The 3744-nt window shown below is 42.8% G+C and carries 3 protein-coding genes; all 3 read left to right on the plus strand.

All coding sequences use genetic code 11. The annotated features are described in order from the left end of the window. Nucleotides 1-429 precede the first annotated feature (429 nt). Nucleotides 430-1242: a DUF4123 domain-containing protein gene (locus tag BIY29_RS19530; protein ID WP_121576672.1), complete on the plus strand. Its 813-nt coding sequence runs from the start codon at nt 430-432 to the stop codon at nt 1240-1242. 16 nt (nt 1243-1258) lie between these two features. Next, nucleotides 1259-2851 carry a hypothetical protein gene (locus tag BIY29_RS19535; protein ID WP_121576673.1) on the plus strand — a complete coding sequence of 531 codons (1593 nt, stop codon included), beginning with the start codon at nt 1259-1261 and terminating at the stop codon, nt 2849-2851. After that, a partial coding sequence (locus BIY29_RS19540; protein ID WP_121576674.1) for an IdsF occupies nt 2802-3744 on the plus strand: 943 nt, incomplete at its 3' end. The genes BIY29_RS19535 and BIY29_RS19540, both read left to right, overlap by 50 nt.

Raw genomic sequence — 3744 nt, forward strand, 5'->3', positions numbered from 1 at the left:
AAAAAAGACAATGGGAAAAAGAGATTGATGTATTTTACTCCAATATTTTCCTTTATTGATAGAAAGTTTATTCCTGTTATTTAAGTAGTCGCAACAATATTAATGCTAGAGGTGCTATTTTAAATGTAGTTATCCACATAAATAAAGGGTGAGTCATGACAGGAAATGTTAATAAATAGAAAGGCTTGGTTTTCTTCAGTGCGATAATGATGTCTACAGCAAATGCCACTAATGAACCCTTAAAAATCCGCAGTGTATTTAATATTAATTATGTTTTTTGCGCCATCAAAATTGCGGGTGGGTGGCAGCTTTGTCGTGGTACATACCGGCGGCGTGGATATCAAAGGGCCGGTCATTAACCTGAATTCAGGCGACAGCCCAGGGAACATTGTTTGTTGCGCATTGCCCGTTAGAGGAGAAAGAAAAAGAATGAGTGAATCGACAAGCTGGGCAATCGTGGATGCCGCAGCGGAACCCGAATTGTTCTCTATGCTGGAACAACTTGATCCGCCGCATGTCAGCTTATATGCGGAGCCGGTGTCGGATGAAATGGGGCGACTGGCTCCATATCTGGTACAGACAAATGAAGAGGTTCTTCATTGGCTGATGTTGCGGGAAACCCCCTGGGGGATCCTGCTGGACAGCAAGGTTGATATGAAGGTGTTGCGTCAGCATCTGCGTAAACATCTGCATGTACAGATCCCCGGAGAGGAAAAACCGGTATTTTTTCGTTTTTACGATCCGCGTAATATCTGGCCGTTGTTGACCATTCTCTCTTCCTGGGAACAACACGCATTTTTAGGTCCGATTGATGCGATAGCAACAAACTGGAAAGGGATGCAGCGGCGTGAGAATTTTGCTGCCTTAAAAGCGAAATTTCATACGGGAAGTGCTTCCCGGCGAAAAATAATGCAGATATCACAGGAGCAGATGGATAAATTGGCGCTGATTTTTGAGCAACGTTATATCGAGGGTCTGGTAGAGAGAATCGAAGCCTGGGGTGGGTGCGATGATCAGACTGATGCGCAAATGATAGGTGAAACTTTTCGTTGGTTAAAGCAGCAGGGAGTAACGGATGACCGCAGTATTCGCGGATTATTCTCTCTGTTTTATCAGCGGGGATGCCTGGCTCTGGATAATATACCCGAGAATTTCAGGGCCGTTCTTTGTGCGGAAGGCGAAGAAGGCGTATTCAAGGCTGAAACACTTTTACTCCAGGAATTGGGTGATGTGCCCCTGTAAATAATAAGGAAAAGATATGACCAGCTTGACGGCAGGCTCACCAGTATGTAATTGCAAAAATCCGGATACGTGTATTCACTCATTCTCCCTTAAAGTCAAAGACAAGGTTTTTACCTACAAGCAGGATAACTTTATTACCGCGGTAGAAACCATAGATAAAGAGGATAATGGCGTTCCAATTTCACTTTCGCTGACGGGAAAACAATGCGTTTCGCATAATCCTTTATGCCCCCAGGGTGTTATTTATAATCTCAAACACAGTAATTCGCTTAAATCTTTTAATAACGGAGTGACCGATTATAACGCACGTTTTGATTCAAATAAGATTGAATTTCTTGGAGCAAATGATTCAATCGACTTTCTGGTGGATTATATTCTGGCAAAAAATATCAGAGAGGTTTTGCCGAAAACTTCATACATGTTGCGTGTCGGCCAGTGCCGCGGTGAACCTTTTGTCAGTAAGCCTCTCAGTTTTATGGATGGTATTTCACAGATATTTGATTTTGCCCCCAGGGATGCACTCTGGACATATATTACTACCTATGCGGAATTTAAATGGGAAGCCAGTCTGGCGATAGCAGTGGGTCAGGAGGTGACAGAATATACTGACCAGGCGCTAAGGAAGCAGCAGGAGAGGCAAAATGCTAATAAGGGATTGGCGCAGCGCAGGCACCGCGGATGGACGAAGCGTCCTCGCTACTCAATAGAGAACGCACTGGAGATTGAGGGAACGCTGACATTTAACGACCATGAGTATTCCACTACCTTAAAGCAAGATTTTGAGAGGAAGGCTAAAAAAATTTCGTTGTTGAATAAGTCTGTGAAAACGATTGATTTGGTAAGCAAGGCACTTTCAACGCGAAAAGATGGGGGCGGGAAGATAACGTTATTAGATACGAAAATTATCTATCCGGCGCTGGAGATTAAAAGCAGTGGTGAGTTAAAAGAAGATGGCTCGTCGGGTAATGTATATATTGAAAGACAGCTATCTCTTGGCCTGGCTCCGCTGATAGGCATAAGAATGACATTGGACTTGTTCCAGGCCTTTGCCGCATGGTATCACGCAGATGTGCTGTTGGCGGCAGTCCGGGAAGGGCTGCTGTCGCGAGAGCAGGCTTATGAGGAGGGCCATAACGCGGCGTTTTTAGGCACCAAATTTCAGTTGGTTGCCGAGGGTGAAGTGAGTTTTACGCTCGCATTTACGTCTGATGCAAAAAATGAGTGGGAATGGCAAAAAGACGATATGGCAGAAGCTAAACTAACGTTGACCTTTGAGGCGAATGTTCGCGCAGGCGTACGTTTTTATGTTGCAGAAGGCGCTTTAGAGATTGGTGGCATGGCTGTTACGGAAGGGTGTGTTGGCTTACATAATCCTGAAAAAGATCAATTGGATTTGGTCTTTTATCATAATGGAATTATGGCTAAGGTGTATGTGAGTTATACGGTTGGGGTATCGTCGAAATCGGAAAAGTCTAGTGAAAATGTGGAACTTCCAGAAAAAATCCCTGTTGCTCAAAAAACTGATCAAACTAATAAAGTTGAAAAGGAGTGGACTATTCATGAAAAGTTGGAAAAAGACGATTCAAAATATCGGTTTAATCTTATTTAATATGATTTTTTGCTTTTTTTTATTGGCGGTTTTTCCAGTTAGGGCTAGCGAAATGATTAATGAAAAATATCTGTTTTCTTTTAAATCATACAAAAGCACATGCATTTTGCGGGTAAATAACTTCCCTGCGATTGACAATACTACTATTTACTCTGGAACAATGTCGGCTGGCTTTAATTTAACCGCATTTTTAGAAAATGGCGCAAATGATATTGAACTGTTGATGGGGCCGCAGAATCATAAAGATCCTAATACTCTGTTTCCTGATTCATCCTGTCAGGTGATCATCAGCAAAGAAACGAAAAATGCAAGTGAAGAGATCGCTGTTTTTAAATTGGGCGTAAATGATAAAGGTGAAATTACGGCAAACGAGTCAGTTAATCCTACAACAAGTACTATATTTAGTACGGAAATATGGGAAGGTTATACCAAGAATGAGAAAGACTATGGTCTGTATAAGCTGAGAAGCAATATCATACTTAAAGGCTTACCGAGATGGTCGTGGGTCAATGCGACGCCGGTTACCGAAAATGACCTTGTGAAAATCAGAATGGCCTATACGGATATCTGGCTGATGATGAAAAACCGGGATATTGAAGGGCTGAAAAAAATCACGCAGCTTTCTAACCAGGAGATGGCCTATGCTGAAGGCGCCACGACCGGGATGATGTTTATTTCCAGCGGTTTCCCCCAGCATGTTATCGATAAGCAGCTCACCCCGGTTCCGATTGAATGGGATGAATATGAATTGATAACGTATTGTGGGGGGCGTCTATTCCGTTTGGCGGCAGGTTTCTTCCAGAATTCACCATTACAATTCAAAAATTCTGATGGTAAAGTTGTGTTTGTTTACAACCCCTATTTTTCAATAATCGATGGCAAGGTGATATTGG

Origin of the sequence: Brenneria alni (genome assembly GCF_003666245.1) — a bacterium.
In the GTDB taxonomy this organism is placed as follows: domain Bacteria; phylum Pseudomonadota; class Gammaproteobacteria; order Enterobacterales; family Enterobacteriaceae; genus Brenneria; species Brenneria alni.